The 26001-nt window shown below is 50.6% G+C and carries 23 protein-coding genes and 1 tRNA gene; 4 read left to right on the top strand and 20 right to left on the bottom strand.

Features of this window, described 5'->3' with window-relative positions; all coding sequences use genetic code 11:
* Positions 1-124: 124 nt before the first annotated feature.
* From moaA to moeA, 3 genes are read left to right on the top strand one after another with little or no spacing between them, the layout of a single operon-like run.
* Positions 125-1231 carry a GTP 3',8-cyclase MoaA gene (moaA, locus tag NB647_RS06935; protein ID WP_269263882.1) on the top strand — a complete coding sequence of 369 codons (1107 nt, stop codon included), beginning with the start codon at positions 125-127 and terminating at the stop codon, positions 1229-1231.
* A 2-nt stretch (positions 1232-1233) separates the two neighbouring features.
* A complete protein-coding gene (gene mobA / locus NB647_RS06930; RefSeq protein ID WP_269282615.1) occupies positions 1234-1890 on the top strand; it encodes a molybdenum cofactor guanylyltransferase MobA in 657 nt (218 codons plus the stop codon).
* Positions 1891-1893: 3 nt separating this feature from the next.
* Entirely contained in the window at positions 1894-3186 is a 1293-nt protein-coding gene (moeA, locus tag NB647_RS06925) for a molybdopterin molybdotransferase MoeA (protein ID WP_269282613.1), read from the top strand.
* A 138-nt stretch (positions 3187-3324) separates the two neighbouring features.
* Here moeA and NB647_RS06920 read toward each other — a convergent pair whose 3' ends face one another.
* The 13 genes from NB647_RS06920 to NB647_RS06860 form a co-directional block, all read right to left on the bottom strand.
* Positions 3325-3933 (bottom strand): dimethylsulfonioproprionate lyase family protein, encoded by a 609-nt coding sequence (locus NB647_RS06920; protein WP_269282611.1) that lies wholly within the window; start codon positions 3931-3933, stop codon positions 3325-3327.
* A gap of 19 nt (positions 3934-3952) precedes the next feature.
* Complete coding sequence (locus NB647_RS06915) at positions 3953-4918, bottom strand: class I SAM-dependent methyltransferase (protein WP_269282609.1); 966 nt, start codon at positions 4916-4918, stop codon at positions 3953-3955.
* 3 nt (positions 4919-4921) lie between these two features.
* Positions 4922-6250, bottom strand: a complete 1329-nt coding sequence (locus NB647_RS06910) for an O-acetylhomoserine aminocarboxypropyltransferase/cysteine synthase family protein (protein WP_269282607.1) — start codon at positions 6248-6250, stop codon at positions 4922-4924.
* A gap of 142 nt (positions 6251-6392) precedes the next feature.
* Positions 6393-7061 (bottom strand): DUF1847 domain-containing protein, encoded by a 669-nt coding sequence (locus NB647_RS06905; RefSeq protein WP_269282604.1) that lies wholly within the window; start codon positions 7059-7061, stop codon positions 6393-6395.
* Between the two features lie 87 nt (positions 7062-7148).
* Positions 7149-8162, bottom strand: coding sequence for an ABC transporter substrate-binding protein (locus NB647_RS06900; RefSeq protein ID WP_269282602.1), 1014 nt, complete (start codon positions 8160-8162; stop codon positions 7149-7151).
* Between the two features lie 53 nt (positions 8163-8215).
* Positions 8216-8995, bottom strand: a complete 780-nt coding sequence (locus tag NB647_RS06895; RefSeq protein WP_269282600.1) for an ABC transporter ATP-binding protein — start codon at positions 8993-8995, stop codon at positions 8216-8218.
* Positions 8989-9942 carry an ABC transporter permease gene (locus NB647_RS06890; RefSeq protein WP_269282598.1) on the bottom strand — a complete coding sequence of 318 codons (954 nt, stop codon included), beginning with the start codon at positions 9940-9942 and terminating at the stop codon, positions 8989-8991. Before NB647_RS06890 ends, NB647_RS06895 begins: the two co-directional genes overlap by 7 nt.
* Before the next feature lie 318 nt (positions 9943-10260).
* Complete coding sequence (locus NB647_RS06885) at positions 10261-11529, bottom strand: type II toxin-antitoxin system HipA family toxin (RefSeq protein WP_269282597.1); 1269 nt, start codon at positions 11527-11529, stop codon at positions 10261-10263.
* Positions 11530-12388: 859 nt separating this feature from the next.
* Positions 12389-13489, bottom strand: coding sequence for a porin (locus NB647_RS06880; RefSeq protein WP_269282594.1), 1101 nt, complete (start codon positions 13487-13489; stop codon positions 12389-12391).
* Between the two features lie 408 nt (positions 13490-13897).
* Positions 13898-14362 (bottom strand): hypothetical protein, encoded by a 465-nt coding sequence (locus tag NB647_RS06875; protein ID WP_269263869.1) that lies wholly within the window; start codon positions 14360-14362, stop codon positions 13898-13900.
* Between the two features lie 166 nt (positions 14363-14528).
* Positions 14529-15533, bottom strand: a complete 1005-nt coding sequence (locus NB647_RS06870) for a DUF3829 domain-containing protein (RefSeq protein ID WP_269282592.1) — start codon at positions 15531-15533, stop codon at positions 14529-14531.
* Positions 15534-15652: 119 nt separating this feature from the next.
* Positions 15653-16597, bottom strand: a complete 945-nt coding sequence (locus NB647_RS06865) for a YiiG family protein (RefSeq protein ID WP_269263867.1) — start codon at positions 16595-16597, stop codon at positions 15653-15655.
* A gap of 298 nt (positions 16598-16895) precedes the next feature.
* Complete coding sequence (locus NB647_RS06860) at positions 16896-17156, bottom strand: glutaredoxin domain-containing protein (RefSeq protein WP_269263866.1); 261 nt, start codon at positions 17154-17156, stop codon at positions 16896-16898.
* Positions 17157-17326: 170 nt separating this feature from the next.
* On the opposite strand from NB647_RS06860, the gene NB647_RS06855 reads away from it, so the two are divergent.
* Positions 17327-17476, top strand: coding sequence for a hypothetical protein (locus NB647_RS06855; RefSeq protein ID WP_269282590.1), 150 nt, complete (start codon positions 17327-17329; stop codon positions 17474-17476).
* Positions 17477-17950: 474 nt separating this feature from the next.
* On the opposite strand, the gene NB647_RS06850 is transcribed toward NB647_RS06855, so the two are convergent.
* The 7 genes from NB647_RS06850 to NB647_RS06820 form a co-directional block, all read right to left on the bottom strand.
* Positions 17951-18026, bottom strand: a tRNA-Asn gene (locus NB647_RS06850).
* 135 nt (positions 18027-18161) lie between these two features.
* Positions 18162-18488 carry a cell division protein FtsB gene (gene ftsB, locus NB647_RS06845; protein WP_269282588.1) on the bottom strand — a complete coding sequence of 109 codons (327 nt, stop codon included), beginning with the start codon at positions 18486-18488 and terminating at the stop codon, positions 18162-18164.
* A gap of 85 nt (positions 18489-18573) precedes the next feature.
* Positions 18574-19857 (bottom strand): phosphopyruvate hydratase, encoded by a 1284-nt coding sequence (gene eno, locus NB647_RS06840; RefSeq protein WP_269278999.1) that lies wholly within the window; start codon positions 19855-19857, stop codon positions 18574-18576.
* Between the two features lie 31 nt (positions 19858-19888).
* Positions 19889-20740 (bottom strand): 3-deoxy-8-phosphooctulonate synthase, encoded by an 852-nt coding sequence (kdsA, locus tag NB647_RS06835; RefSeq protein ID WP_269282587.1) that lies wholly within the window; start codon positions 20738-20740, stop codon positions 19889-19891.
* Positions 20737-22398, bottom strand: coding sequence for a CTP synthase (locus NB647_RS06830; RefSeq protein WP_269282585.1), 1662 nt, complete (start codon positions 22396-22398; stop codon positions 20737-20739). Before NB647_RS06830 ends, kdsA begins: the two co-directional genes overlap by 4 nt.
* A 309-nt stretch (positions 22399-22707) precedes the next feature.
* Positions 22708-25170, bottom strand: coding sequence for a DNA internalization-related competence protein ComEC/Rec2 (locus NB647_RS06825; protein ID WP_269282583.1), 2463 nt, complete (start codon positions 25168-25170; stop codon positions 22708-22710).
* Positions 25171-25977 carry a TatD family hydrolase gene (locus NB647_RS06820; RefSeq protein WP_269282581.1) on the bottom strand — a complete coding sequence of 269 codons (807 nt, stop codon included), beginning with the start codon at positions 25975-25977 and terminating at the stop codon, positions 25171-25173.
* Positions 25978-26001 lie beyond the last annotated feature (24 nt).

Here is a 26001-nt window from a genome sequence, read left to right as displayed (position 1 = left end):
TATTTTTTTTACTGCCGGAAACATGAGGGAAGTGTTATATGATGCAGCCGGATTTGAACCATGAAACAAATTCCGGTTCATGGTATCTTTACCGTCTATGCCGTTTATCTGACAGTTATTGCTCATGCCCTACCCGATTTTTCCCGTATTCCGGCAGGATGAAACGAAATATGTACTCCGTCCTTCCCCTGTATCTTCCGGTACAGGGGCCGTTGTGCTGGACAGGTTGGGAAGGCCTTTGAGGGATTTGCGTATTTCGGTAACGGATCGCTGCAATTTCCGTTGTGTTTATTGTATGCCGAAGCAAGTATTCGGCAAGAATTTCCGTTTCATTCCTCATTCGGATATGCTTTCTTTCGAGGAAATCACCCGCCTGGCACGGCTTTTTGTATCAATGGGAGTGGAAAAAATCCGTCTGACCGGTGGTGAACCGCTGTTGCGCAGACATGTCGAGAGACTGGTCGGACAGCTGGCCGGGCTGAAAACTCCGGGTGGACGACCAGTCGATGTGACGCTCACGACTAACGGTTCCCTGCTGGCCAGAAAGGCCCGAACGCTTTTTGATGCCGGTTTGCGGCGCATTACTGTATCGCTGGATGCACTGGACGATACCGTTTTCATGAAAATGAACGATGTCGGTTTCCGGGTCGCGGATGTATTGAACGGTATCGAGGCGGCATTGTCCGCAGGATTTTCTCCGGTCAAGGTCAACATGGTCGTCAAAAAAGGCATGAACGAAAATCAGGTGCTTCCGCTGGCACGATATTTCAGGAATACCTCTGTCATCGTCCGGTTCATCGAATACATGGATGTCGGCACGACGAATGACTGGACTGACCGGAAAATTGTTCCGGCAAGAGAGCTGCTTAGGATGATCGATGATGAAATGCCGCTGGAGCCACTGGAAAAACATTACCGCGGCGAGACGGCCGGGCGTTGGCGCTATCGTGACGGCGGCGGTGAGATCGGGGTGATCGCCAGTGTGACGCAGGCTTTTTGCCGTGACTGTACCCGGCTTCGCCTGTCGACGGAAGGCAAATTGTACAAATGTCTCTTCGCGACGGAAGGTTTCGATTTGCGGCGTCTGTTGAGAGGAGGTTTTTCCGATGGAGAGATTGCCAGAGCGGCCATATCCTGCTGGCAGCGTCGTGACGACCGGTATTCCGAATTGCGCGGAAACGCTTCCGCTGGCCGTGGCCGGAAAATAGAAATGTCCTATATTGGAGGTTGAACATGGTGTGGATGTTCCCGGGGTTGACCGATATTCCCGATTCATGTCTTTATGACGATGTGACCGGTGTCATCCTGGCAGGAGGCCGTGGACGGCGGATGGGAATGGTCGACAAGGGGTTGCAGCTTTTGAAAGGCAAACCGATGGTCGAACATGTCATCGACCGGCTAAGGCCGCAAGTCAGCACCCTGATGATCAATGCCAACCGGAATACGGAGGCTTATGCGACATTCGATTATCCTGTTTATGCCGATGATCCGATGGATTTCTCCGGCCCTCTGGCCGGTTTTCTGACAGGGTTGCGTCATTGCAAGACGTTGTATCTGGTGACGGCGCCTTGCGATGCGCCTTTTCTTTCGCGGCATCTGGTTGAAGATCTTTATCGTGCGCTGGATGGAAAACGGGCTGATTTGGCCGTGGCCGTTTCACGGGCCGATGAATATTGCCAGATCCAGCCCGTTTTTTGCCTGATGAAGGCGTCGCTTGCTTCCCATCTTGAAAATTATCTGAAAAACGGCGGTCATAAAATCGATGAATGGTATGCGTCGCTGAATGTGGCCACGGCCAGTTTCGATGATTTGCATGCATTCGAGAATGTCAATACGCCAGATGAACTGAAGAGGTTGCAGGATCTGCCCGATAACGATACCGGAAGGTAATTCATGAATGACAGTGCTTCGACAATAAAGGATTTGACCGGCGTCCTGCCTTCCTATAATCCCGATTCCATTTCTGTAAGACTGGCCCATGATCTTGTTTCAGGTTTCGTCTCGCCGGTCAGCGGCATGGAAAAAGTACCTTTGCGTCATGCGTTGGGCCGTGTGTTGGCCGAGGATGTCGTTGCACCGGTTTCGGTGCCATGTTTTGACAATGCAGCGATGGACGGTTTCGCCTTTTCTTCCCGGAATTTGGATTTGTCGAATCCCGTGATGCTGAAGGTTGCGGGATTTTCTGCGGCAGGTCACCCCTATTTGGGCCGTATCCGGTTCGGGGAATGTATCCGTATCATGACCGGTGCAGTGGTTCCCGAAGGATGCGATACGATTGTCCAGCAGGAAAATGTCGAAATGATCGACGAAATGCATCTGTCTGTTCCCGCGCGGGCTGTCATGGCAGGGGACAATATCCGCAAGACCGGTGAAAATGTTTGTGAAGGTTCGGTTCTCATAGTCGGGGGAACATTATTACGACCGGCCCATCTCGGGATGCTGGCATCAGTCGGAATGGCGGAAGTCGCTGTTCGCCGTAAAGTCAGGGTCGCGCTGTTTTCAACCGGAGACGAATTGCGACCGGCTGGCATGGAACTGGAGAACGGAGCGATTTATGACAGTAACCGGGCGGTTTTGACCGGATTGATGGAACGGCTTGGATGTGATGTGCTGGATATGGGAATTGTCGGCGATGATCCTGGGGAACTGGAAGAGGCATTGCTGCAAGCCTGTGAAAATGCCGACGCCGTGGTGACATCGGGCGGTGTATCTGTCGGTGTCGCGGATTATACCAAACAGGTCATGGCGAAAATAGGAGATGTCGCTTTCTGGTCGATCCGGATGCGTCCGGGGCGTCCCATGGCATTCGGCAAGATTCGATCCGGGGGCGATTATGCCTTTTTGTTCGGTCTGCCGGGCAATCCGGTGGCGGTGATGGTTTCCTTTTATTTTTTCGTCCGGGATGCGCTTTTGCATATGATGGGCGCCCTGCCCTCGCCGTTGTTGCCTGTCAGGGCTCAGGCGGCAACCAGTTTGTCCAAGCGTGTGGGCCGGATGGAATTTCAGCGGGGTGTCCTGAGCCAGAATGCCGATGGCAATCTGACGGTGAGAACGACCGGAGAACAGGGATCGGGGATCCTGCGTTCCATAACCGAGGCAAACGGTATTATTGTGTTGCCCGAAGAGTGTGAAACAGTCCGGGCCGGTGAATGGGTGGATGTCATCCAGCTTGAAGGACTGACCTGAGTGACAGAAAAGCTTGTCATGCCGGTGAACGGATACTGGGAGCCGTTTTGATTTTTGAAGGGACTCGGAGTTCAGGTTCTGCCTGAATTTGTCGAAAAGACAAGATGTTGTTTCCGGCAGATTCAGGCAGAACGGATTTCAGGAGACGTATTGCGAGAGTGTCATGACATCCGGTCCGCTCCAGGTATACAGGGCAAGCAGGGGGTCATCTTCCGTTCGCATGGCATGAATCCTGTTTGAGGGATGCAGGATGAAGGAACCGGGGGTGTGCCAGGCAGATTTTCCGTCCAGTGTCCATTGCCCCGCTCCCGAGAGAACATAATAAAGTTCCGTTGCAGGGTGAAAATGTGCAGGATAGAAACTGTGCGGTGCAATCAGAGTAAATCCCATGCAAAAGCTTTCGCAGACAAACGGGGCTTGTGGACCGATAATTTCACCCCATGCCATTTTAATGCCGAGATCCGGCATGTCGTTGCGGGGGGGATAATTGTATTTCCAGGGCAAATACGGAAGTGCATGAGCCAGGACATCAAGAAAAGGACGGGTGGAAGATGTTCCGTGTTTCAGGGCTTCGCCAATAAAGGAAGTGACCGGGAACATGCTTTTGGAAAAAGTTCCGGTCTGTTCCGGAATTTCCAGAGCCAGCATTTTGCTGGCTTCCGTGCCGATAGCATCGGCAACGGCAGATCGTCCTGACAGAACAAGTGCCGCCGCCTGGATGACGCTCCATATCCGGGGATCTTTCATATTCAGATTTCCTTTCCGGTCATTTTATTCGTGGGGTTGACTGAAGTACGGCGACAGTGTGTCCGATTTCCTTTCCGTTTTTCCATGCTGCCCATGCTTCGGTTGCGCTGAGCTGGTGAGGCACCAGTGTTTTTTCAATTTCCAGTGCCCCTGTTCCGGATTCTTCCACATTTGTTCCCGAGAACGCTGTCCTTAAATCGTGTACAAGATAAAAATGAAACGGACCCAGTCCCGCAGCTTCCTGCCTGGCATAGCCGGATAAGACATCTTCCGCTTCTGCCTGGATTTTCCAGCTATAAGTCAATATTTGCGAGTCGTAACCGGCCTCAAGCCCAAGCAATCTGAATATATCGAGATTGACGCGGGCTCCCAGTGTCGAATAAACGGAACCGTTTTCTGTCAGAAACTGTCTGGCCTGAAGCAAAGCCAGGAAATGCAGGTCGAGCATATTGTTATGAACCAGTGCCGGGATCGGTTCAGGGCGTTTTTCCAGAAAGTGACCGCTGTTCCGTTTCTCGGCAATGCCTGAACCTCCGTCAAGCGGAACATTGGGCAAATTCTCGTAAATGACGTCATAATATTTTTGCTGTCCCGATAGCGGTGAGAGCAGATCTCCGGCTCCATACGCCATAATGACTTTTTTCCCCTTCCGGAGATTGTTTGTGATGTTTTTCGCCGCTGTTTCGACGACTTCAGACTGAAGATCTGTAAAACCGACATGGTCTGCACCGAGCAGTTCGATGGCTGCCAGCACGTCCAGTCCGGAACCGGTACCGATGGAACAAAAAGACGGAACAGGATGACCATACCGTTTCCGTATCAGCTTGAATGCCGGTACGGCAACAGAGGCTACCCAATCGCTTTCAGGATCGTCGGTTTTCGGTAAATAGGCATGACTGGAAACTTCAATATTGAGTGTATCGGCGACTTTTTCCGGATGGACCATGAGATTCAGATAGTTTACTGTATCGATTTGTATATTCATGGTTTATTTCCTTTTTGCTTTCTGGAGTGCCTGATCAAAATCCCTGATGATGTCGTCGGCATCTTCGATGCCGACGGATACACGGATCATGTCATCCGGGATGCCTGCGGCAAGACGTTCCCTGGATGAAAGCTGTGAATGGGTGCTTGTTGCCGGATGGAGTACCATTGTCCGTGCATCGCCGACGTGAACGACCAGCGATGCCAGTTTCAGTGCCTTGACAAATTCCCGTACGGCAGCCGAACCGCCTTTCAGGCCGAAAGTCAGAACTCCGCTTGCGCCGCTGTAATCGAAATATTTCAGGATACGCGGGAAACTTCTGTGATTTTTCAGTCCCGGATAGACGACCCAATTCACTTGTGGATGGTTTTCGAGAAATTCGGCAAGCGCCAGTGCGTTTTCGCAGTGACGGGGCATGCGCAGATGGAGTGTTTCCAGCCCGAGATTGAGCAGAAAGGCGTTGAATGGACTGAGGGTGACGCCGAAATCTCTTAGGTACTGGGCGCGGGCCTTGGATATGAAAGCGGCACGTCCGAATTTTTTCCAGTAGGATGTATTGGCATAAAGCCGGTCAGGTTCGACGTAATCGGGAAATTTGCCGTTGTTCCAGTTATAGGAACCTCCATCAATGACCATTCCTCCCAATGAAGTAGCTTGTCCTCCGATATATTTTGTTGCCGAATGTACGACAATATCGGCGCCGTGATGAAATGGCTGGCAAAGAAAAGGCGTTGCAAGAGTATTGTCAACAATGAAAGGTACGTCAAATTCGTGCGCCAGTGAGGAAAACTTGTCGAAATCCAGGATGTCGAGCGCGGGATTGCCGATTGTTTCCCCAAAGATTAAGCGGGTATTGGGACGGAATGCCTTGCGGAGTTCTTCCACAGGGTCTTCCGGATTGACAAACGTTGTTTCGATACCGAGTTTTTTCAGAGTCGTTCCGAAAAGTACATGGGAACCGCCATATATGGTTCTGGCGGAAACCAGATGATCCCCTGCCCTTAGCAGATTGGCGACGGCAAGCAGAACAGCGGCCTGGCCGGTCGAGGTAGCCACAGCACCAGTACCACCTTCCAGAATAGTCATTTTCTGTTCAAAGGCCGCCAGAGTGGGATTGCCTGTGCGGGTATATTTGAAACCGCTTTCCTCAAGTGCAAACAGGCGTTCGACCTGATCCACGTCTTCGTATTTGTAGGATGCCGTCTGGTAAATTGGCAAAACACGCGGTCCTCCGACTGCTGCCTCGAACCCTGCCTGGATACATTGTGTTCCGATTCCCCATGTGTTTTGATCGTTGAGGGAAGACGGATTGTTTTTTATCGAATTTTGCATGATATGGTTCTCGTTAAATTTCTTGCTTGTTTCGGCGATACCTGAATCAATCCCTGAGGAAAAATTCCCGTCAGGAGAATGAGATGCCTCATCTTGTACAGCTCATGATTTTTTCCCCATGAGCGGTACAGTTCTTTTTCACTTATTTCCCGACTTTGAGTTCTTCCTTGAATCGGGAATAAATTGTATTGGCCGTGTAAAGTGCCGCCACCGGGTTATGTCCCAGAACACGGTCCTTGACGATCATGACGGTAGTCGGTGCAGCCGAATATTTGAGGAACATGGTGTCGTGTCCGACGCACAGTCCGATGACGATATTGAAATCGGTTCCTTCCTTTTCCAGAACTTTGGCTTGCATGATCGGGTTGCACATGGATTCATGACCACATCCGCCATTGAGTTTTTTTTCGTTCGGTACACCGACTGCCGTCTTGTCTATGGCACCGACCTTGCAGCCGACGGTGTAACTTTTGATATTCAATGCTCTGAGGATCCTTGAAAAAATCCGTGTTTCGTTCATCAGACCGACACACGATGCAATGCCGATATATTGGTAACCCATGCGCTGAATGAATTTGATCGTTTCTTCCACGCGAGTCAGCCGGCCGTAGAATTCGCCTTCGATACCGGCAGATACACGGGAAATATCTCCCATTTCCTGATTGTTTTCATAGATTTTCATGACTTTCGCCAGTTGATCGTTATCGACATGTTCCGTCAGACAGAAAGCGGGATATCTGGATTCGTTTTTTGCCCTGCAGGCCAGTGCTGCGCAATCCGAACAGCTGAGAATAATGTCTTTTTTAGCCATGATGGATGTTCTTTTCTGATGACGGCCCTTTGCATGATCGCTCTTCTGCCGGGCCGTCAGTTTTTCCGCATGTTCAAGGAAACCGGTTTATTTCACATTGGCAACATCGGCAGCGGTATAACTGTCGGGCACGTTTTTCTGAAAAAGATAAACGCGGTCAGCGAAAGCCTTTGAGTCTGTTCCCTTTTTCAGAATGCCGATTTCCGCAAATTGCCGGGCATTCAGTTCAATGGCGTTATACCCCCCCTGTATGGAAGGATGATAGTTATAACTTTTCAACAGTTTTGTGTTGAATGCCAGATCACCGGATACATATTTCTTGTCAAGCTGGATTTTTGCCGCTTCTTCGGGATGTTCCTGTACCCAGGCCGATGCTTTCAGGATGGCCCGGGTTGCGGCAGCGGCAATTTCCGGACGTTCGCTGGCCAGCTTCGATGTGATGAAAACGACGCAGCAGTATTCCTCATCGAAAGGATGCGTTTTCGATGTATCCAGAATGACGGCCAGATCCAGTTGTTCTTCTGCTATGGTGGCAACAGGGTCATTCAGGGCAATAACGTCGATAAGACCTTTTTGCAGCGCCTGCGGCAAATCGTTTCTTGAATACACGACAAATTCGACTTCCGGATTTTTTGCATCCACACTGATTCCTTCAGACAAAAGAGCACGTTTTGCAATCAGGGTCGCTGCATCCGACAAGGCTGGAACACCTATCCGTTTACCTTTCAGATCAGCGATGGATGTGATGCCGGATTTTTTCAGGGACAGTATCTTGATGCAACCATTGTGAATGCCTGCGATGAATTTGACCGGAAGTCCGTTTTCGACAGGTTGTAGAAACTTGCTGACCAGACCGAAGCCGAGATCAACCTGATTGGTTCCGACAGCTTCCTGTGCATGAGAGGCATCAAGCTGGATATTTTCGGGCTTGATGCCTTCCGCTTCAAAAAAACCCTTTTCGACGGCGATGTGCAGAGGTGCCTGGCACAAGGATGGCGAATAGGCTATACGCAAATGATAAGGATCGTTGTTTTTGGTACTGCATGCGACCAGAACGAACGCAGACAGTCCCAAAAACAGATAGACAAGAGTTTTCTTCATTGGATTTTCCTTTGGTTACTGATAAAAAACGGGGATCTGACCGGGCAAGTGGTTCAGAGATAGAATTCAGGTTCCATGACTGTTCCGCCAAAGTCCAGCAGACGGAGTATTTCTCCTCGACATCGGAGAAATTCGTTGCTGCTTCGCGCGCGGGGACGGCTGAATGGCACATTGAGGATTTTTGTGATTCTTCCCGGACGGGGAGACATCACGACGATCCGGTCGGACAGATAAATCGCTTCATCTACATCGTGAGTGACCATGATCATGGTCATGTTGCGTTCTTTCCATATCCGGAGCAGTTCATCCTGCATGTTCATGCGGGTGAAGGCATCCAGTGCTCCGAACGGTTCGTCCAGCAGCAGTACCTTGGGATGACTGACGATGGCGCGGGCCAGACTGGCTCTCTGGCACATCCCTACTGAGAGCTGGTGTGGGTAGTAATTTCCGAAATCCTTCAAGCCAACCAGTTCGAGAAATTCGTCAACCCGGGATGACATTTCTCTGTAAATTCCTTGGGCGCGCAGACTGAAAGCGATATTGTCCCTGATGGTTAGCCAGGGAAACAGTGTATGTTCCTGAAACATGAAACCGCGGTCGCTTCCCGGTTTTTCAATCGCTTTTCCATCCAGTGCCAATGTCCCGTTATCCGGTCTGATCAGCCCGGCGATCAGACGCAAAAGCGTCGATTTGCCACAACCGGACGGACCGATCAGAGAGGTGAAGGAACCGGAGGAAATTTCCAGATGGATATCGGACAGTGCTGTGACCGTTTCATTTTGCGTATTGGTAAACAGTTTGTTTACTCCGGAAATGACAATACCATTTACCATTTGATGACCCCTTTCTGCCATACAAGAATTTTGTCGCGCAGCTGGAAAAGCAGCGTGATGATGCAATAGCAAACCAGTGACATGACAATCAGTCCGGCATAGACGTGAGCATAGGCCATCATGTCTTTTTGCCAGTTGATGTACCAGCCGAGCCCGTATTTGGCGCCCAGCATTTCAGCTGTGACAAGGGTTATGAATGATGCACAGGTTCCGTTGAAAAGACCGATGAACATGTGTGGCATGGCTGCCGGTATGCCGACATGAAAGATTGCATAACGTGAACTGGCTCCCATTGTGGCAGCGACTTCGAAGTATGAATTGGGAATATTGGCGATGCCGTTCATCGTCAGAACCGTTGTCGGAAACCAGACCGCCAGGGCTATCAGGAAAGCGCTTGCGGAAACCGTTCCCGGAAAACTGACCAGTACAAGCGGAATCCAGGCTGTAGACGGTATCGGTCCGAGTATTCTTACCAGAGGATGGATCCAGTACCGGATACGGTGGCTGAAACCAATTGCGATACCGGTTCCTATTCCTGCCAGAGCACCGAAAAACCAGCCGGTCAGCTGCAGACGCAAAGAGTAAAGAAGGCATTTCCCTATGAAAAGAGATTCTTCTGCCAGTACACCGAAAATCCGGTCAAGGGTGGGAAAGTACAATACTGGCAAGGTTGCTGTTTTGGCCGTCAGTATATTGATCAGGCACAAAAAAAGAATGATTCCGCTGTAGAAAGGAGATTTCGCCTGGTAAATCTCCCTGAAGCGGGGAAAAAACAGGGCTGTGAAGAAGAAAAGAACTGTTATAACGAGCAGAAAAAGAAGTGCTGCGGCAAACCAGGGAAATTCTGCAACAGGATGCTCTGTTGTATCCGTCCAGATCAGGTCGGTTGCAAGAGTTATTGTGACTGCAAGAGGAAGAATTAGTGTTTTAAGTAATTGGTATTTCATTTTCTTTTGTGGAATGGTATAGCCTGTGTCCAGACAAAACTGGTCGTTTTGCCATCGCTTTTACGTTTGCCATACCACAACAACATTCGGAAAATAATATTCCACGCAGATTTTGGATGTGCATGTATGCCTCCTTTATTCCATATAATTCCTATATGTATAATAGGTATTATTTTTCAGGATGTCAATCTTACGAAGGTCGGTATGTTCGTGAATTGCGTCCTGTTTATTGACGGTCTGTTTTTGTGTTGGTTATTATTTCCCGTATTTTTTGTCGTCAATCACGTCTTGTTGTAATGACATGACTGTCATTGCCCTTTATTCTTTTAGTTGGGTGCGCAAGTTGGCGATACTGTAGTAGCGGGCTTCGATGATGTCGTCGTCGATTCCCGCTTTTTTCATGATATCTGACAGAAAGGCCAGTTTTTCACTGAACCGTTTCAGTTCATTTTTCATCGGATGACGTTCTTCATCGGGCAGATCGAGTGTGCCGATGATCTCGTTCCAGTCATCGAGAATTTCCCCTTTTTCGTTGACCCATTCCAGTGATCGGGAAATATCGTCGATCAGAAGATGTGACGGGGCGAAGTTGAAAAGCGGTGCCAGACGGGTTTTTCCACCTACCGATTCCATGGCGGTATTGCAGGGGTGGTTGTCTGTGTTGCCCAGGGCCATGTTCAGCATGTCGCGCTTGATATATTCCAATGTCATGTCCGCAGGGGCACTGGCGAACCGGCGCAAAGTTTTCAGTACAGCATTCTGGCTTGGCATGACCGATTCGTCGGCGATTCCGCATAGGGAAACGAGGCTTTCGACGGGATGACGGATCACGCCGTTTCCCGAGACTTCCCGGTCGAAACGGGGAATGAACAACATATCGCTTTGCCATTTCGGCACATGGGAAACGAACAGTCCCATTTCACGGGCCACATGGAGATAGCCTGCTTCGTTTTCAAGCACTTTCCAGTCTGCGAGATTGCGTCCGGGCGACAGTTTCACCAGAAAGTGACGGGCCGATTTTTCATCCGGCAAGGCCGCGTCGGCATACCAGAGGCCATCTTTTCCCTGTGTCATCAGAAATTTGGGCGTCTTGCCGTGAATACTGGTCGTTCCGGCGGAAAGCATGCCGTGTTCTTCCAGATATTCGACAAAATCCTCGTGTCGTTCCAGAATTTCCTGGATCGTAAAGCCACGTTCGATCCATGTGGCTGCTTTGCCGGCAAGATGCTGACGGTATGCTTCGTACGCTTCCCGGATTCTCAGATTACCGAGTGGATTGATGGCGCCAAGAAGCATCAGTTGCCAGTCGAGGGCTTTATTGTCGGGAAGATGATGTTCATAGAGCAGGTATTCGCGCCCTTCTCCATCCGGTATCAGATCCAGCAGAAACGACGGCCAGTGGACGAGCCGGTATGGTTCGGAACGGATCGGATAATGAAGGGATACCGGTAATGTCCCTTCTTTTATATAGGACGGGAAATAACTCAGTATGGAAGGCGAGGTTGGGCCCGCTTCCGGTGCGTCTGTTTCGACAAGGCAGCAGGGTTTCCATTGTCCCCGTTCGAAAATTTCTATCGTGCACTGCATGTATCGTTCTCCTGTCGGCGGATTTTGTATGTTAGCAGATTGGTGTCGTACACCGTTGTTTCATCATCCGGTTTCTGTCGGGAAGGTTGAGGAAAATGTTGTTGGTATGAAATGGTTTCGCACTTTTCGCAAGCGGCGTAAAGCGTAAAAACGTAAAGTGAATAAAACGGGGATTGTCACGATATAAAGGCGAATGATACCGGACATTTTTTATGGATATGAAATCGGCAATCCAAAGTGACAATGAAACCGGAATGATGGTTACCGGTTCGTGAATGGGATTTCCCCAAAAATGATTTGAGGCAGTGAAAGGGGTCGGTGTCGGTAAATCGGGAGGGCCGTTTCTGAAAGGGATGTTACCGTGAATAAGCGGAACAGTCGGAAAAATATCCTAATAATCCATATAAAGATATTCCGATAAGAAACTGTTTTCTATGACTGTTTTGCAAGTCATTTATTTTCGTCTTTTCGGGATTCGATATGGACTCGAGCTGTGGTTCCTGTTTTGATCGGTATCGTTGATTGTGTTGGTCGCAGGGAGAATCCGGAGTGTTTGCGTGGGGCTGATTGGAATTTTGAAAAGTGTCATGTGAATAAAGAATGATGAAAAATGTCAAAATGTCCGGTTAGGTAGGGAAACGGAATATGCATTCACGATTGTTGATTCATGAGAGGTGAAAAACGGATGCGGAAAAACAGCTTGTAAATCGTTTGCCGGTTTTATGTCGTTTTTCCCGATCCCATGACAGATCGGAAACGGTTTATAAGATGGCAAGCGATATGTTGAGGGGGCGCTATTAAAAAACAGGTTGCCGGCGTAAGCCGGCAACCTGTTTTTTGCCCCTGCTTGATAAGGAAATCAGAAATTGTGGGTGATACCGATCTGGACACCGGTGACGGAATCGTCGGCGACCCCGTTACTGTTGTAGATTTCACCGACGGAATCGTTATCGCTGTCGGTATAGGCGACCATCGCGTACAGGGAAGTCCGTTTGGACATATCGTAGGTGTAACCCAGCGAGTATTTGTTGGCCTTGCCGTCATATTCGGTATGGCTTTCGACTTCACCCCGGTTATACGAGAACTTGACGGTATGCGGGCCGGTATTGTACTGCAGGCCGACCAGCCAGTCTTTCTGATCGATTTCTGAATCGACATCGGCCAGAACATAGGCAGCAGCGCTTTTGACCTTGGTACTCTGATAACCGAGGGAAACAGTGAAACCTTCGTAAGTATAGGCGCCGCCAGCGTTCCACAGCCAGGATTTGTCGGAATCGGCGAGCCGTTCATAGTTGGCGGTCAGCATCAGCGGGCCGTTGTCGTATTTCAGGCCGATGCCGAAACCGTCATTGCCATAGTCGTCATATCCCTTGCCACCGAAGATATCGCTGCCATTACCATGATGGGTATCCTGGCCAAGCGTATAGCTGGCGCTGAAGCCGAAGCCAGCCCAGCTCGGGCTATCGTAGCGGATGGTGTTGGCCAGCTGTTCGGAATACAGGATATTATTGCCAACCAGGGCAGTAGCAACACCCGTGACAGCGAACGGATCCAGATCACCGAAATTTTCGATGAGAATACTATTGACACGGCCAAGACGGACAGCACCCCATACATCTCCTTGCAGACCGACGTTGGCGGCACCCTGCCATTCGACCCCGTCTTCCCCGTCAGGATCCGCCCCTTGGAGAATATCGAGTGCGTTGTTGCCGGAGAATTTGACGCCGTTATTCAGATCGAAACGTCTTTCGAGCTGGAAGGTGGCTTTCATGCCGGAACCGAGCTCTTCCGTGCCCTTGAAGCCGATAAGGCTATCGTCGTTGCTGCCCATGCGGACGTCGGAGCCGGTTTCCTTGATCAGACCGGTATCCACCGTACCGTAAATGGTGACGTTGGTCTGGGCATGTGCAATGCCTGTCAGTCCCATAGCCATTAAAGTGACGAGTAATTTTTTATTCATTATTGCAAGTCCTGAAAATGAATCGTTGAAAAACTGTTGCTAGTGTGTACGCAGGAAGAGATTTTAGAGACAAAATTATTGAATGAGAATAATTATCATTATTAATGTGCTCTACCGTCACTTTTTAGCAACAGGCTTGCGATATATCGTGTGTAGTCGGTGTTCTTGTATCGGAAGAATCAGTTCTGCAACGGGCGATATCTGATAGGCAGCCGGTTTTTCGAAGGAACTGCATATCGCGTTCGATTATGAGAGAAGTGCCGGAGACAGCTTTTTCGGTTCCGGGCCAGGAAAAGGATATTGAATACGGAAGCGGAATGTCCGGTTTTTTTCGGAACGGGCCGGTTTGAGGGGCGCTCTCCCCTGTTTCGCCATGAAACAGGGAATGGAGCGTTTACCGGACAGATGTCAGGCCATGTGTCCGGATGGTGAGACGGATTGTCGCCACAGGTCGATGCTGTCCGGTGTCAGAAGTTGACGGGTCAGTCCGTTCCATTGTTCGGCAATGGCCTTCCATTCACTGTATTGCATGGCTTTTTCGGATGCTGCCGTGGCGAATGAACAGCTTCCCGTCATGTTGACCAGCTCCTCGAGTTCATTTTTTTCTTTCTCCCAGTTTGCATTTTCACGATTTTTCACGGTGATGATGTCATCGATCAGAACTTTCAAGCACAGTAACAGACCGTATTCCTTGTGGACTCCTTTTCTTCTGAATACATCAAGCTGTTCCATGAAGTCATCGAGAAATTTGCGATGATAGGGATTGACGTCGATACCGGGCATAAGCATGGCGATTTCCGAAGCCAGATCCTGCCGGTATTTTGAAGGAAGTTGTCCGAACCATTCGATAAGATTGTCAAAAGGCGTTGTCATGAAATTCCTTTCCTGGTGTTGTGGCGTATCCGGTCAGATTATATGGGCGATAGAGCCGGACGGGCTATGAAAACATGTTACGAAGCTTGTCTTTTTGTCTTTCAGCTGAAGCCATGGATGAAATAAACGGTGATGGCGGCAATGATGGCGTCATGAGAATCCGTTTCTATATCGGTCGCGCAAATTTGAGGGAACGGTTGTAACTTTCGATAGCGTCGCTGTAACGTTTCATCATGCGGTTGAACGAGCGTGCGGTTTTTTTCTTTTTCATGATGTGGTAGCTTGCGATCATTTCCGTCAGATGATCGTGGATACTGTCCACTCCTCCACTTCTGTCGCGCAGGGGATAAACATCGTTCAGTATTTTCCGCTGCGTGGCGAGAGCTGTTGTCATTTCCGCTATCAGCCTGTCGCCTTCGATGTATTTTTCCCTGTCTGCAATACTGTTTTCTGGACTGTTGAAAAGCATGACGATTTCCTGGGCGTACAGAAGGCTTTTTTCCGTGTTGTAACCCACCATGGTTTTCTGGGCACGGTATGCGGTCATCCGTCTTTCCGTTTCCGTTTTTTGCATGCCGATCAGGATGGAACCGGCCTTGTTCATGGCGGCGATCATATTGTCGTAATCTTTTTGCAGAACCGGAAAGATTTTTTTCGCTCCGGCCATGTTGTCACGACGGTACATCTGGTTTCTGAAATATGGCAGGCTTGTCTGTTCGTCTGTATAGAGTTTTTCACCGGCGGCGATACAGGCGGCAATCGCTTCATCCAGTTCCGGCATGGAAACCTGTTCGTATGATATTCCCTTTTTCAGCCAGTCCAGCCCCTTTTCCAGACCATCGACAACGGGAAAGGAAATCGTGTCGGTTGATCGGGATTTCAGGGTATGGTTCGTGAAGGTATTGTATGACGGCCACAGACTCCATGAACCGACCATAATGCAGTTGTATCCCCTGATATAGGCGTTGAGCTTCTCTGCCGTGATTTTGTCGCTGTTCGAGACGAATTTGAGTGCTCCGGTATTTGATTCGAGTATCGCACCTTCGGATTCCGATTGCAGCCGGTTCTGGTTCACGGCTTCGACGATGGTCGGAATGGCATAGTAACAGCCGCACAGGGAAAGCGGACAAACGAAAAACAGGGCCAGCCGGAAAAGAATGGGATATTTCATTGTTTTTTTCTGCGACGGGGATGAAATCTAAGATAACTGAAATATCCCGGGAAAGCCAGCCGGAAAGACCGGTGGAATGCTATTTATTGTTCTTTTGTCAATCCGCGTAGCCGGCCGGTTCAGTTCTGGAAGCGGCTGGCACGTCTGTAGGCTACAAGTGCATCGTTGTACTTCTTGTACATGGCAGACAGGTCACCGATTGCCTTGTGTTGCCTGAGATCGCGATAACTCCCGATATAACTTGTCAGGATACGATTGATGGCGGAATAGTCTCCGATATGTTTCGTGTTGTTTTTGCGTGCTTCTTCAAAGGCCTTGCGCTGGGAAACAAGCGAGGATTCCAGATGGAGAAGAATTTCATCGCCTCTGGAATACAGGTCGGTATTTTTGACCGAATCATCCGATTCACTGAACAGCGCCAGCAAATCCTGGGCGTTCAGAAGACTTTCTTCGGTATAGTAACCCAGCCAGTCTTTCTTTTCGCGGAAAACGGCCATTCTTTTTTCGGATTCGGTTTTTCTGTATTTGAACAGGAGTGTTTCGATTTTGTCCATGTAACCAAACATGGCTTCGTAGTCGGCCTGTATGGTCATATAGGATGCCTTTGCTTTCGCCAGCTGGTCGTCACGGTATTCCTGTTTGCGGAAATAGGGTTCCAGTTCGAGTTCATCCTTTTGCAGCCGGAAGCCTGCAAGCAGCGTATCGCGAACGGCTTCATCGAGATCATCCATGCCGCCGCCATGAATGGCGAGTCCTTTTTTGAAAAGTTCCAGTCCTTTTTCAAGGCTGGCGGATGACGAGAAACGGATATCGTCGGGGATTTTCGCTTTTCTTGCCTGATGAAAGGTATTGTAGGATGGCCGGAGACTGTCAGGACTGTTCATCAGCAGATAATATGCCCGGGTGTAAAGGTCAAGTTTCACTGAAGAGACATTTTCAATGTCAGGGGAATTCATTGCATCCCGGCTGACGCTGGCTGAAGCCGGTTTTTCGGTCTGGTCACAACCTGCCAGCCCGGCGGCGGCAATCAGTATGACAGGTAAGGCAATCGCAACAAATTTCATGTAAGTTCAGTCCAACGGCTGGAAAACGCGGAACACCTTTTCCTGGATGTTCCGGGAATCATGTTTAAAGGATTGGATTTTACAGGAATCGGGAATGCTATTTCACTCTGGAACGATTCCCGTGGGAAATAACCCGTAATGACAACATGACAGGCAGAATAGACCCTGTCCGGCCGATTCAGGATGCTGGCATTTTATAAAAAAGGGTAACTTCTGTTACCCTTTCCGGAATTTTCCCGTCCGGTTCTGCCGCCGGACCGGTCGAAAATCCGTCCGGTCATTCGCGGAAGCGGTCGCGTCAGTTTTCGGCCAGCACTTTGTCCAGTTCACCGCTTTCCGCCATATCCAGCAGCTCGGGAAGACCGCCGACATGGTCGTATCCGATGAAAATCTGCGGCAAGGTGTGGCATCCGGACCGTGCCCACATTTCAACAGCCAGGTTCATGTCGATTCCGACAACGATCTTCTTGAAAGGTATGCCTCTGGATTCCAGAAACTGGCAGGCCAGGTCACAGGCCTTGTGACCTTCCACGACGTACATTTCAATTAAATTTTTCATCTTTATCCTTTGGTTCGTTAGGGTGGAACAGGGATTTTCCTGTCATGCATCGAATCGAATTTTCATATTATATACCGAGATACCGAAACGTTTTTTTCCATCAAAACAATATTTTTTCGGAATGAATGTATGGATATTGCCGGAGAGAAAATCCGTTTATGGAGTTGGGGGTGAACGGTAAATCGAAAGCTTCTGGCCAGACTCCGTATGACGTTCCCGGTGTCCGGAAATCTTCCGGCACAACAGCGGCAATATTCGGAGTCCCTGAGGAAATTCTGGCGAGAACGGTTTTCGTACTGACGGAACCTCGTATCGCCTGACGAAAATGGGACAGGTTTGCAAGGAATGATTACCGGTTTCGAAAGCGTGCGCCAAGGACTGCCGTTCGGTTTGATTGTACGATAAGGAAAGGCATTGCACATACACCGGAATGGCGGTGTATCGGACGACGGTTGCAATGTCTGGTTGATCATTTAACAGACGGCCGGATACAGCGGTACGTTATGTCATGCCTGATGGTGTAAACCGGGTTCAGCGAAAAGATATTCTTTTTTCCCGGCGAAAAAATTCCGTGGGGAAATGGACAGTAATTTCCTGAACGGCTGTGTCGGCAGGTCAGAGAATGGATAGGCGATGTTGTCTGTTCTGTTAATGGGACGGACCGGTCGTTTCCGGAGATGGATTGACCGGAAAAAAGTTTCCTGTCGTATTTTTTCCAGACAGGTCAAATGGTGGAAAAAGTGGTGGTTCCGGAAATGAAAAAGGCCTATGAAATTCATAGGCCTTTTGAATTCTGGCTCCTCGACCTGGGCTCGAACCAGGGACCTGCGGATTAACAGTCCGTCGCTCTACCGACTGAGCTATCGAGGAATTGAGAAAAAAATTATAATCGATCCCGACGACTTTGTCAAACTTTTTTCAGTTTTTTGTTCAATCACTTAAACAGCTGTCTGAATCAATCTGATCTGAAAATTATAAATCAATTTCGCTAAAAAGGAATAGATTTCACTCTTTCCGGATCTGATTTTCTGTTAAATCTGTGGTTTTTTTGTCATCTTTGGGATCTTCCAGCAGCTGGATGAAAATTTCTCCTTTTTTGATCATGGAAAGTTCGCTGCGTGCACGTTCTTCAATCGCTTCTGTTCCTTCATTCAGGCTCTGGACTTCGGATGCGAGTTTGGCGTTTTTCAGTCGCTGTTCTTCATTTCTGGCCTGAACGGCTTCCAGCTGCCTGTGCAGTTCCCAGACACGCAACCACCCTCCTTTCCCCAGCCAGAGAGGATACTGGATGATGATCAGCAGGACTGCCAGTACGATTGTGATCGGACGCATCGTGGTTTCCATGATCCTGACAGGGTCGATCGGCATTCAAAAAACGGGCCGGTAATTCCTTTTGATTTTACCGGCCCTGGGTTGTTTATTTCAGATTATAAAACGCGCTTTTGCCAGGATAGCTTGCGACTTCTCCAAGATCTTCCTCGATACGCAGGAGCTGGTTGTATTTCGCGATGCGGTCGGAACGGGAAAGCGAACCGGTCTTGATCTGCAATGCATTGGTTCCGACGGCGATATCGGCGATGGTGGAATCTTCCGTTTCACCGGAACGATGGGAAACGACAGCGGTATAACCGGCACGTTTTGCCATTTCGATCGCGGCAAACGTTTCGGTCAGTGTTCCGATCTGGTTGATCTTGATCAGAATGGAATTGGCAATGCCCTTCTGGATTCCCTCACGCAGGATCTTGGTATTCGTGACGAACAAATCGTCGCCAACCAGCTGGACGCGTTTGCCCAGTTTTTCCGTCAGATAGGCCCAGCCTTCCCAGTCGTCTTCCGACATGGCGTCTTCGATGGAAAGGATCGGGTATTTGTCACACCATGTTTCCAGCAAATGGGTGAATTCTTCCGATGTCAGCACCAGTCCTTCTCCTGTCAGGTGATATTTCCCATCCCGGTAGAATTCGCTGGCGGCGCAATCCAGGCCGATACAGACATCGGTGCCAGGAACGTAACCGGCCTTTTCGATGGCGGTGATAATGAGTTCAATGGCTTCTTCATGATGGGCAACGGAAGGCGCGAAACCGCCTTCGTCACCGACGGATGTCGTCAGCCCTTTTTCCTGAAGGATTTTTTTCAGGGTATGGAAAATTTCCGCACCGCACCGGACAGCGTCGGAAAAGGTACGGGCTCCCACAGGAATGATCATGAATTCCTGAATATTCAGATTGTTGTCGGCATGGGCTCCGCCATTGATGATATTCATCATCGGAACGGGCAATTGCATGATACCGGAACCGCCGAAATAACGGTAAAGCGGCAGTCCTGCTTCTTCGGCTGCCGCCTTGGCGACAGCCATGGAAACGGCCAGCATGGCGTTGGCACCCAGACGGCTCTTGTTTTCCGTTCCGTCCAGATCGATCAGGGTACGGTCCAGAAACGCCTGTTCGCTGGCGTCCAGTCCGATAATCGCCTCGGCGATTTCGGTATTGATATGTTCGATGGCTTTCAGTACGCCTTTTCCGTTGTAACGGCCGGCATCGCCGTCACGCAATTCGATCGCTTCGCGCGATCCTGTAGAGGCTCCGGAAGGAACGGCGGCACGCCCCATGACACCTGATTCCAGCAGGACGTCACATTCGACGGTCGGATTGCCGCGGGAATCGAGAATTTCGCGTCCGATGAGGTCAACGATTGCGCTCATAAATTTCTCCCAAGCTAAATGACTGATACGTTTAAAAAGTGAAACTCGACATATTACCCTGCCTGACGACTTTGTCCAGTGCGATGAGTTGTGTCAGCAGTTCTTTCATGCGGTCCAGCGGGACGGCATTGGGACCATCGGATTTCGCTTCGGCCGGATTCGGGTGTGTTTCCATGAAGAGACCGGCGACGCCAACGGCAATGGCGGCGCGGGCCAGAACAGGGACGAATTCACGTTGTCCGCCAGAGGCATCGCCCAGTCCTCCCGGCAACTGGACCGAATGGGTGGCGTCGAATACGACGGGGCAGCCCGTTTTGCGCATGATGGACAGGGAACGCATATCGGAAACCAGATTGTTATAGCCGAACGACGCTCCCCGTTCACAGACGGTGAAACTGTCTTCCGAAAGACCGGCTTCCCGGGCAGCCTCTTTCGCTTTTTTCACAACGTTTGTCATGTCGTCCGGAGCAAGGAACTGTCCTTTTTTGATATTGACGGGCTTGCCGGAACGGGCACAGGCCTGGATGAAGTCTGTCTGGCGGCACAGGAAAGCCGGTGTTTGCAGGACGTCAACTGTCCGGGCGACCGGCACGATTTCCGATTCGGTATGAACATCGGTCAATACCGGTATATTGAACTGTTTTTTGACATCGGCCAGGATGTCGAGCCCTTTTTCCATACCCGGTCCGCGAAAAGACGAGGAGGACGAACGGTTTGCCTTGTCGTAGGACGATTTGTAAATGAACGGGATTCCCAGTTCGGATGTCATTTCTTTTAAGGCGCCGGCCGTATCGATCGCCAGCTGGCGGGATTCGATCACGCATGGACCGGCAATAAGAAAGAACGGTTTGTCGAGTCCGATTTCAAAACCGCAAAGTTTCATGCATTGTTTCCTTTTGTTTCGCGGGCTTGTCTGTTGGCGATTGCCGCCTTGATGAAAGCCGTAAAGAGCGGATGGCCATCACGGGGAGTCGACTTGAATTCAGGATGGTACTGAACGCCGATGAACCAGGGATGGGCATGCGGGCCGGTCCGGGGCAGTTCCATGATTTCGCACAGTTTCTCTGTCGGTGTCAGGGCGGAAACAACCAGTCCGGCTTCTTTCAAGCGGTCAAGGTACAGGTTGTTGGCTTCATAACGGTGGCGATGGCGTTCGGTAACGACATTGCCGTAAATTTCGGCGGCCAGTGTTCCGGGTTCGACGGCACAGGTCTGCGCTCCCAGCCGCATGGTACCGCCCAGATCGGAATTTTCGTCGCGTTGTTCGATTTGCCCGCTGCGGTTTTGCCATTCGGTGATCAGGGCGACAACCGGCTGGTCGGTGTCGGGATCGAATTCGGTCGAATTGGCGTTTGACAGTCCGGCAACATGGCGGGCGAATTCGATCAGGGCCACCTGCATGCCGAGACAGATGCCGAGATAAGGCACCTTGTGTTCACGGGCGTATTGCGCCGTGGCGATTTTTCCTTCCACACCGCGTTTGCCGAATCCGCCCGGAACAAGGATCGCGTCATATTTCGCCAGATGATCCGTTCCCTTCGATTCGATTTCCTCCGAATCCAGAAAGTCGATATTGACCTTGCAGCCGGTATGGATGCCAGCATGGCGGATCGCTTCGATCAGGGATTTGTAGGATTCTGTCAGATCGACGTATTTCCCGACCATGCAGATCGAGACTTCCCTTTCAGGATGTTCAAGTGCGTAGACCAGCTTGGTCCACACCGACAGATCGGCCGGTGGCGGATCAAGTTCCAGTTTCTTGCAGACAATGGCGTCCAGTCCCTGGTCGTGGAGCATTTGCGGAATCTTGTAAATGGTATCGGCATCCCAGACGGAAATGACCGCGTCTTCCCGTACATTGGAAAACAGGGATATTTTGGCGCGTTCGTCTTCAGGAATCGGCCGGTCGGCGCGGCAGAGCAACGCGTCAGGATAAATGCCGATTTCGCGCAGTTTCTGGACACTGTGCTGGGTCGGTTTCGTTTTCAGTTCACCGGCGGAGGCGATATAGGGAACCAGCGTCAGGTGAATGAAAACCGTCGAATTCTTTTCGGCGCGAAGACTCAGCTGGCGTGCCGCTTCCAGAAACGGCAGCGATTCGATATCGCCGACGGTACCACCGATTTCGACTAGCGCAACATCGTAACCTTTGGCGCCGCGATAAATGAAATTCTGGATTTCATTGGTGATATGGGGAATGACCTGAACGGTCTTGCCCAGATATTCGCCGCGCCGTTCCTTGCGAATGACGGATTCATAAATCTGTCCCGTGGTGAAATTGTTCACCTTGTGCATCCGGGTGGAGATGAATCGTTCGTAATGGCCCAGATCGAGATCGGTTTCCGCACCATCGTCGGTCACGAAAACTTCACCGTGCTGAAACGGGCTCATGGTACCGGGATCCACGTTGATGTACGGGTCCAGCTTGATCATGGTAACTTTCAGGCCGCGCGATTCCAGAATGGCGGCAAGAGATGCAGCGGCGATCCCTTTACCGAGGGATGAAACAACGCCGCCTGTGACAAATACAAACTTGGTCATTACAGAAAGTGCTCAGGGCACGTAGCAGGAAATCCAAATTATAACTTAAAAAAGCGTGTGCAATAAGCCATTCTCCGGATCAAAAAACGGCGAGACGTTTCATCCGGTACAGCATGATACCGATAGAAAACGGTCGAATGCACAAGGCACGCAGCATGTCCCGGCATGTGCGGCAAAATTCCGTTTGTTGTTTCCTTGCACAACTTCCGATGATGGCTGGAGGGTCAGACCGCCTGTTTTTTTCCGGGACAGTAACAGAGGCTTTTCCTGTACCCGATCCGCGTTGCCTCCCCTGTCCTTTTCCGCCTGTCAGGGGGCGTTTCCGGAAATCCGGCCGGCATTGCGGGGAGTGTGCCAGAATCGTTTCCGTATCGTGCGATAGTTTTTCTCTTCCAGAGTATCGCCCATCCAGAACAGGATGGCACCATCCCTGTCCGTACGATAGCCGGTGGTTTCAATGAGATCGTAACGATCCGTGACCTGAACATGGGGGTGCCGGTAACGGTTCAGGTAACCGGCCTGAAAAACAGCGATACGGGGTTTGACGGAAAAAAGGAACGGCCAGCTTGAGGAGGTTTTGCTGCCGTGATGCGGAACGATCAGGATATCCGATTGCAGTTCATTGCCGTGACGGCTGACCAGTTCCCTTTCTTCTCCACTTTCGATATCACCTGTCAGAAGAAAAGAATATTTTGCGTTTGATACTTTAAGAACACAACTTAAGCTATTGGTTTTATTTGGTTTGTCAAGATAATCGTCACTGTCGGGATACAGGATTTCAAAACGGATGCCTTCCCATTCCCAGCGTTGTCCGGCCAGACATGGCCTGTGTTTTGGAAGGACTCTGACAAGCAATGAATCGGGCGGCATGGATGAATGGATTTCGCTGACGGGGATCTCTCTCGTCAGTGTAAGCAGTCCGCCCGAATGGTCGTTGTCGCCATGGGAGACGATTATGGCGTCAAGTTTTCCGATACCCCGGGATTGCAGATAAGGAAGAATGGTTCGGTCGGCGGCATCCGATTTCGGTAAATACAAGGGGCCGGTATCAAACAGCAGCCGATGTTTTTGCGTTTCGATGAAGACGGCACTTCCCTGCCCGACATCGAAAACGTTGATATGCGCTTCACCATAGCCGGGATGTGTCGGTACGGATAAAAACAGCGGAAACCAGCAGAGTGCGCCGACGTATCGCAGGGGCCAGCCCTTGGGGGCAAGCATCCAGAGTGTTCCGGCCATTGCGAAAACGATCAGGTAAAAGGAAGGGGCCGGGGCAGACCAGACGGCAAACGGAAAAGTGCCCAGCCATTCGAGAAATACGGCCAGCAGCCTGACGACGGCATGGACGGGTTTTAAAACCATGCCGGTCAGTGGCGAAGGCAGAATGCTGCCGAGCAGGGCCAGCGGTGTAATGAAAAGGGAGACGACCGGAATGGCGATGGCGTTGGCGACAGGGCCGATCACGGATATCCGGCCAAAAAACAGCATGGTCAACGGAACCAGACCGACGGTAACGGCCCATTGCGTCCGGGCAGCACTGGCAAAATTGTGGCGCAACCGGACGAAACCGGTTGCTTTTTCATCGATCCGCTGTGTTCTTCCTGCTGTTGCGTACAGAATACAGGCGACTGCTCCGAATGACAGCCAGAAACCCGGCTTCATGAGAGCGACCGGGTCGAAAAACAGAACGATACCGGCTGCGGACAGAAGGATATGGGAAAAACGGGTCAACTGTCCTCTCCACAATGCCAGTGCGACGATGGCGATCATGCAGAGTGTTCTTCTGGCCGGTATGCCGAAACCGGCCAGTGCCACGTAGACGAGTGCCATGAATGCGCCGGCGACAGCCGCCGCTTTCTGGGCGGGCAGCAGAAGCGGTAATTGTCTTTTCGTGAAAAAGGAACGTCGCCAGAGAGCGCTGGCCAGCCCGGCGAAAAGCCCGGATACCAGTGTGATGTGCAGGCCGGAAATGGCGACCAGATGGGAAATGCCTGTCCGGTTGAAAACTTCCCAGTCCGACTGGGAAATGGCATTCTGGTCGCCGATGACCAGTGCCGCAATCACCCCGGCATATTCGCATTCAGGCAATGCACGATAAATACGATCCCTGAGCCGGTAACGGATCAGATCAATCATGTTGGCCGGTGAGAAAACGAATGGTTCGATCAAATCGTTTTGATAAGGCAATCTGGCGTCGTTGCTGACATAGCCGGTAGCGCGGATACCCTGCTCGAAAAGCCAGAGTTCGTAATCGAATCCACCGGGATTGGCATTGCCGTGAGGCCGTTTCAGACGGACATTGAATTGCCATTTCTGCCCGGGAAGCACGTTGCGGGCCTGTTTGCCGACAAAAGGAGCATGGCCGTTGTTCCATGAAAGCATGATTTTGTCGGGGATGGTGACAGGCCGGTTTTCGTAAACGGCTTTTTCGACGGCAAACCGGAAGCGGACACCGTCTTCGGAGAGTTGCGGCAAGGACGTAACGGTACCGGTCAGAACCATGTCCCGATTTTCCATGGCTTCCGGAAGATTCTGGTTCAGAACCTGAAAGGCCAGGATTGATGCCCAGACGATACCGAAGGCGAATCCGGCAATGGCTCTCGAGACCGGAGCCGCCAGCGGCAGGCGACGGGTGAACTGCGGGAAGAAGGAAAGGCACAGAAAGAAAAACGAAAGGATTGCGATGCCAGACAGAACGGCTTTATTGGGAAGTGTTGATTGCTGGTAGAGCCATGCTATACCGAAGATGAAGCCGACAATCGCACTATGCATTTATCCTTTTGCAAGTAACGGAGCCAGTCGCGGAATGGCAGAACAGGCACTGTGGCTGGTTCGGATCGCCAGTTCATCCGGTGAGATGTTCCGCAGTCCGGCGATCAGTTCTCCGATACGCGGCAACTCCAATGGACTGTTTTCTTTCCTGTTTTTCCATGCCGGTGGGAGATCGGGCGAGTCGGTTTCGATTACCATGGTGTCGATCGGCAATTCCACAGCCAGTTTGCGGAGCTGGTGTGCCCGTTCATATGTGACGGTTCCGCAGAAACTGATCTTGAATCCCAGATCAATGAAAGCTTTGGCCTGCTGGAAACTGCCGCTGAAAGCATGCGCGATTCCCAGATGGATTTTCTGTTTGCGAAGATGTTTTAAAACGGTATCGACCGAGCGCCGGGTATGCAGTAAAACAGGCAATTCGTATTTCCGGGCCATTTTCAATTGCGCTTCCAGAAAATGTTCCTGTTTTTCCCGCAGAGGTGATCGGGCCAGTTCGGGAATGTAGAAATCGAGGCCGATTTCTCCGATGGCAACCAGCCTGGGATCGGCCATGCCTTTTTCCAGGGCTTTGTCGAGGATTTCCAAATCGTTTTCCGAACTGTCGGCCACGTATATGGGATGGATTCCCAGCGCGTACGAATAATTGTTGCAGGTATGGGCCAGCGCGGCGACCTGCCCGAAGCTGGCGCTTTTTATGGATGGAATGACGATTTGTCTGATGCCCGTTTTTTCTGCATCACGGGCGATCCGGCTTTCCTGCCCTGCAAATTCGGGGGCGTCAAGATGACAATGGGTATCGATCCACATGACCGGGAGTATTGAGAAAACGAA

This window comes from Oxalobacter aliiformigenes, assembly GCF_027116575.1.
GTDB lineage: Bacteria > Pseudomonadota > Gammaproteobacteria > Burkholderiales > Burkholderiaceae_D > Oxalobacter > Oxalobacter aliiformigenes.
This window is presented reverse-complemented; position numbering and strand designations above follow the sequence as displayed.

Bases quoted from the DNA above. Each gene is read 5' to 3' on its own strand.
- moaA (WP_269263882.1), top strand. From the start codon at position 125: ATGCCCTACCCGATTTTTCCCGTATTCCGGCAGGATGAAACGAAATAT.
- mobA (WP_269282615.1), top strand. From the start codon at position 1,234: ATGGTGTGGATGTTCCCGGGGTTGACCGATATTCCCGATTCATGTCTT.
- moeA (WP_269282613.1), top strand. From the start codon at position 1,894: ATGAATGACAGTGCTTCGACAATAAAGGATTTGACCGGCGTCCTGCCT.
- NB647_RS06920 (WP_269282611.1), bottom strand. From the start codon at position 3,933: ATGAAAGATCCCCGGATATGGAGCGTCATCCAGGCGGCGGCACTTGTT.
- NB647_RS06915 (WP_269282609.1), bottom strand. From the start codon at position 4,918: ATGAATATACAAATCGATACAGTAAACTATCTGAATCTCATGGTCCAT.
- NB647_RS06910 (WP_269282607.1), bottom strand. From the start codon at position 6,250: ATGCAAAATTCGATAAAAAACAATCCGTCTTCCCTCAACGATCAAAAC.
- NB647_RS06905 (WP_269282604.1), bottom strand. From the start codon at position 7,061: ATGGCTAAAAAAGACATTATTCTCAGCTGTTCGGATTGCGCAGCACTG.
- NB647_RS06900 (WP_269282602.1), bottom strand. From the start codon at position 8,162: ATGAAGAAAACTCTTGTCTATCTGTTTTTGGGACTGTCTGCGTTCGTT.
- NB647_RS06895 (WP_269282600.1), bottom strand. From the start codon at position 8,995: ATGGTAAATGGTATTGTCATTTCCGGAGTAAACAAACTGTTTACCAAT.
- NB647_RS06890 (WP_269282598.1), bottom strand. From the start codon at position 9,942: ATGAAATACCAATTACTTAAAACACTAATTCTTCCTCTTGCAGTCACA.
- NB647_RS06885 (WP_269282597.1), bottom strand. From the start codon at position 11,529: ATGCAGTGCACGATAGAAATTTTCGAACGGGGACAATGGAAACCCTGC.
- NB647_RS06880 (WP_269282594.1), bottom strand. From the start codon at position 13,489: ATGAATAAAAAATTACTCGTCACTTTAATGGCTATGGGACTGACAGGC.
- NB647_RS06875 (WP_269263869.1), bottom strand. From the start codon at position 14,362: ATGACAACGCCTTTTGACAATCTTATCGAATGGTTCGGACAACTTCCT.
- NB647_RS06870 (WP_269282592.1), bottom strand. From the start codon at position 15,533: ATGAAATATCCCATTCTTTTCCGGCTGGCCCTGTTTTTCGTTTGTCCG.
- NB647_RS06865 (WP_269263867.1), bottom strand. From the start codon at position 16,597: ATGAAATTTGTTGCGATTGCCTTACCTGTCATACTGATTGCCGCCGCC.
- NB647_RS06860 (WP_269263866.1), bottom strand. From the start codon at position 17,156: ATGAAAAATTTAATTGAAATGTACGTCGTGGAAGGTCACAAGGCCTGT.
- ftsB (WP_269282588.1), bottom strand. From the start codon at position 18,488: ATGCGTCCGATCACAATCGTACTGGCAGTCCTGCTGATCATCATCCAG.
- eno (WP_269278999.1), bottom strand. From the start codon at position 19,857: ATGAGCGCAATCGTTGACCTCATCGGACGCGAAATTCTCGATTCCCGC.
- kdsA (WP_269282587.1), bottom strand. From the start codon at position 20,740: ATGAAACTTTGCGGTTTTGAAATCGGACTCGACAAACCGTTCTTTCTT.
- NB647_RS06830 (WP_269282585.1), bottom strand. From the start codon at position 22,398: ATGACCAAGTTTGTATTTGTCACAGGCGGCGTTGTTTCATCCCTCGGT.
- NB647_RS06825 (WP_269282583.1), bottom strand. From the start codon at position 25,170: ATGCATAGTGCGATTGTCGGCTTCATCTTCGGTATAGCATGGCTCTAC.
- NB647_RS06820 (WP_269282581.1), bottom strand. From the start codon at position 25,977: ATGTGGATCGATACCCATTGTCATCTTGACGCCCCCGAATTTGCAGGG.